Source organism: Collinsella aerofaciens (genome assembly GCF_039752985.1).
Taxonomy (GTDB): Bacteria; Actinomycetota; Coriobacteriia; order Coriobacteriales; family Coriobacteriaceae; genus Collinsella; species Collinsella aerofaciens_BT.
In genome coordinates this window covers 4566-8394 of sequence record NZ_JBDMHA010000077.1, presented here as the reverse complement: position 1 = coordinate 8394, position 3829 = coordinate 4566, and the positions used below count along the sequence as shown (strand labels likewise).

3 protein-coding genes are annotated in these 3829 nt (G+C 61.4%); all 3 read left to right on the top strand.

Annotation, left to right across the window (positions count from 1 at the left end; translation table 11 throughout):
- The first annotated feature begins 66 nt into the window (after positions 1 to 66).
- The gene (locus ABHR76_RS08965) at positions 67 to 720 is read left to right on the top strand and encodes an amino acid ABC transporter permease (protein WP_099432382.1); all 654 of its coding nucleotides are present in this window, start codon (positions 67 to 69) and stop codon (positions 718 to 720) included.
- Positions 713 to 1477 (top strand): amino acid ABC transporter ATP-binding protein, encoded by a 765-nt coding sequence (locus tag ABHR76_RS08960; protein ID WP_271738291.1) that lies wholly within the window; start codon positions 713 to 715, stop codon positions 1475 to 1477. Before ABHR76_RS08965 ends, ABHR76_RS08960 begins: the two co-directional genes overlap by 8 nt.
- Before the next feature lie 310 nt (positions 1478 to 1787).
- Positions 1788 to 3829, top strand: a 2042-nt coding sequence (locus tag ABHR76_RS08955; RefSeq protein WP_346977435.1) for an elongation factor G, incomplete at its 3' end; no start/stop codon positions are given.

Here is a 3829-nt window from a genome sequence, read left to right as displayed (position 1 = left end):
GGTCAAGGACCTCTGCGATAAATATTCAAGCTATGGTTTGTCTTTCGATAATTGGGTGCTCAAGTAATGTCTATTCAGGTCATGATGCAGATGCTCGGCCAGGGATTCTTGGTCAGTTTGCAGCTGTTTGTACTGACGCTGCTCGGGTCGATTCCGCTGGGAATTCCCGTGGCGTTTATGCGCATGAGCAAAATTGCGCCGCTCCGCTGGATTGCGCGCATCTATATCTCGGTTATGCGCGGCACGCCGCTCATGCTGCAGATGTTTGCCATCTACTTTGCCCCGTACTACGTGTTCGGCATTTCGCTCACGCCCGATTCCAAGTGGACGGCGTGCGTCGTAGCGTTCATCATCAACTACGCCGGTTACTTTGCCGAGATCTATCGCTCGGGCCTGCAGTCCATTCCGCGCGGTCAATACGAGGCCGCCGAGGTGCTGGGCTACTCGCGCCTGCAGACGTTTTTGTACATTGTGATGCCGCAGGTTGCCAAGCGTATTCTGCCGGCGATGGGCAACGAGATCATCACGCTGGTCAAGGACACGTCGCTGGCGTTTGCCATTGGCGTGGGCGAGATGTTCTCGACCGCCAAGGCCCTGGTTGCCTCGCAGGTGAGCATGGTACCGTTTGCGATTGCGGCGCTGATCTACTGGGTTTTCAACTTCGTGGTCGAGATGCTGTTGGGCGCCGCCGAAAAGAAGCTGGACTATTATCATGACTAACTCGGTAATGAATATATCGAACGCGCGTAAGGCGTTTGGCGGCAATGAGGTGCTCAAGGATATCTCGCTCGAGGTAAAGCGTGGCGAGGTCGTGGCGATTATCGGGCCTTCGGGTGGCGGCAAGTCCACGCTGCTGCGGTGTGCCACGCTGCTCGAGACACTCGACGGAGGCTCGCTCTCGTTTGGTGACCTTGCCGTTGCGACGGATGCGGGTTCGGGCGCGGTCTATGCGAAGGGCGATGTGCCCAAGCAGGCGCGCTCGCGATTCGGCCTGGTGTTCCAAAATTACAACCTGTTCCCGCACTATACCGTGATGAAAAACATCATCGACGCGCCGATCCGCGTGCTTAAGCGCCCGCGCGAGCAGGCGGAAGCTCGTGCGCATGAATTGATTGCTCAGATGGGGCTTGTGGGCAACGAGAACAAGGTTCCGTGTGAGCTTTCGGGCGGTCAGCAACAGCGTGTGAGTATCGCCCGCGCCTTGGCGCTCGACCCGGAGATCCTGTTCTTTGACGAGCCGACCTCGGCGCTCGATCCCGAGCTGACGGCCGAGGTGCTGCGTGTCATTAAAGACCTTGCCGCGCAGAATATGACGATGGTGATTGTGACCCACGCAATGCAGTTTGCGCGCGATGTTGCCGACCGCGTGGTCTTTATGGATGGCGGCCGCATTGTCGAGGAGGGTCCTGCCGAGCAGGTCATCGACCATCCGCGTGAGCAGCGCACCCGTGAGTTCTTGAGCCGTATCGAGGGATAGGCTCAGGTATTTACTCAACTATTAATTAAGGCGAAGCCGCCGCAGGTCTTACGGTCTGTGGCGGCTTTTTGTTTGCATCGACGGGGTTCAATAATCGCCTCACAAGCTTGTCTCTTCCTCTCGCCGCCTGTATTCATACGTGCGCCGAAAGGTATGCATGGACGGTCGCCCGTGAGGGTAGGGTGGTGGCATAGGACATTTGGAGGGTGAGTCGGCTCGGCTGCCGACCATGCTGCTCCCGGGATGGCACCGACCGCGAACTCTCCCCGTTGGCGTCGCGCATCGCGCGCGACCCTGCAAGGAGGTCATCATGGGTGCTCCCAAGACCGGCAACGTAAGGAACGTGGTGCTCGTAGGCCAAGGCGGGGTGGGCAAGACTTCGCTCGCCGAGGCCATGCTCCACCTTTCCGGCAAGACCGCCCGCCTGGGCGGCCACGACGGCACCAAGCCCACGCTCGACTATGACCCCGAAGAGGTCAAGCGTTCATTCTCCATCTCGACGACCATCGCGCCGATCGACTGGAAGGGCGCGCGCATCAATGTGCTCGATGCCCCGTGCTACCCCGATTTTATCGGCGATGCCTTTGCCGCGATGAGCGTCTGCGAGACGGCTCTGTTTGTGGTCGACGCCGAGGCCGGCCCGCAGCCTACGACGGTTAAGCTCTGGTATGCCGCCGAGGACCTGCGCCTGGCGCGTGCGGTGTTCGTAAACCGCCTGTCGCGCTCCGAGGCCAGCTTTGCGACCACGATGGACCTGCTGCAAGAGCGCTTTGGCACGCGCCTGGGCGCCGTGACCCTTCCCTGGGGCGAGGGCGAGGACTTTGACGGCATCATCGACCTGGTGCGCATGAAGGCGCGCCATTGCAACGGCACCGAAGCCGTTGAGTCGGAGATTCCCGAGGAGTATCGTGCCCAGGCCGAGGAAGCCCATGACCATCTGTGCGAGCTGGTGGCCGAGGCTGACGACGAACTGATGATGAAGTACTTGGAAGGCGAGGAGACGCTGACGCAGGAGGAGCTTGAAGGCCTGCTGTCGAAGGCGATCGCCGAGCGCATCTTTGTGCCGGTCTTTGCGGGCGATTGCATTAAGGAGCAGGGCGTCAACTCGCTGATGGACGACATCGCCACATACTTCCCGGCGCCGACCGACTACGGCGAGATGCCGCTTATCGACGGCGATTCGCTCAAGATTTCAAGCGACGATGATCGTCCGGTGGCGTTTGTGTTTAAGACCCTGGCCGATCCGCAGCAGGGTCGCATCAGCTTTATTAAGGTGCTGACGGGTACGCTTGAGCCGGGCCTTGAGCTGGTCAACGCGCGCACGCGCAAGGGCGACCGTCTGGCTCACCTGTATGTGATGTGCGGCCGCGACATGACCGAGGTCGGTCACGCCTATGCCGGCGACATTATCGTGGCACCCAAGCTGGCGGCCGAGACGGGCGATACGCTCTCGATTACCGGCAAGGTCGAGGCTGCGGCGTTTAAGTTCCCCAACTCGCAGTACCGCATTGCCATCGAGGCCGAGAATCGCGGGGACGAAGAGAAGCTCTACACGTTTATCGAGAAGGCCTGCAAGGCCGATCCGACCATGAGCATCGATCGTGACGAGGAGACCGGCCAGACCATTATCTCCGCCGTGGGTGAGGCGCAGGTTTCGGTGCTGCTCAACCGTTTGGAGGACCGTACCAAGGTCGTGGCCAAGAGCGTGCCGATCCGCATTCCGTATCGCGAGACCATCCGCCGCACGGCGAGCGCCCAGGGCCGCCACAAGAAGCAGACCGGTGGTGCCGGTCAGTACGGCGACTGCTGGCTGCGCGTGGAGCCGCTTATTGGGCCCGACGGCACGAGCGACGGCTACGAGTTTGTGGATGAGGTCGTAGGCGGCCGCATTCCGCGCTCGCTGATTCCCGCCGTGGACAAGGGCGTCCAGGAGACCATGAAGGACGGCATCATTGCCGGCTACCCGCTCACGGGCATTCGCGTGGCTGTGTACGACGGCTCGTATCACAGCGTCGACTCCAACGAAATGGCCTTCCGCGCGGCGGCCCGCATCGGCCTGCGCAAGGCGTGCGCCGACGCCGATCCGGTGGTGCTGGAGCCCATCGAGGAGGTCACGGTGACCATCCCCGAGAGCTATGCCGGCGCCGTGATGGGCGACATCTCCGCCTCGCGCGGCCGCGTGACCGGCATGGAGACCGACGAGCGCGGCGATACCGTGGTCATTGCCCAGGCGCCTCTTGCCGAGCTGACGGATTACTCGACACGCCTGCGTTCCATCACGCGCGGCACGGGCGACTTTACCATGAAGCCGGCTGGCTATGAGCAGGTGCCCTACGACGTTCAGGCCAAGCT

What these genes read in the sequence shown, in the direction of transcription:
- ABHR76_RS08965 (WP_099432382.1), top strand. Translation starts at nt 67, where the DNA reads ATGTCTATTCAGGTCATGATGCAGATGCTCGGCCAGGGATTCTTGGTC.
- ABHR76_RS08960 (WP_271738291.1), top strand. Translation starts at nt 713, where the DNA reads ATGACTAACTCGGTAATGAATATATCGAACGCGCGTAAGGCGTTTGGC.